The 212-nt window shown below is 59.9% G+C and carries 1 protein-coding gene; it reads right to left on the minus strand.

Translation table 11 applies throughout. From position 1 onward, the window contains the following. On the minus strand, positions 1-212 hold a 212-nt coding region (locus C6558_RS39555; RefSeq protein WP_146161051.1), incomplete at both ends, for a transposase.

Below are 212 nucleotides of genomic sequence, written 5' to 3' on the forward strand. Positions count from 1 at the left end.
TCGGATTGCGAAAGCGGGATACATCGTCAATCTCCGCGTCGATCAGCCGGGCGAAGAACTCGCCGATGCCGGGGATCGTCTTCAACAGCTTGACGTTGGCATTGGCCTTGGTCATCGCCCGGATCGTTGCTTCCGACTGCTTGATCCGCACGTCAATGTCGCCGATGAAGGCGAGGCCACGGTCGATCTGGATGCGGTCGATCTCCGAGACG

This window comes from Ensifer sp. NM-2 (assembly GCF_003024455.1).
GTDB classification, from domain to species: Bacteria; Pseudomonadota; Alphaproteobacteria; order Rhizobiales; family Rhizobiaceae; genus Ensifer; species Ensifer canadensis.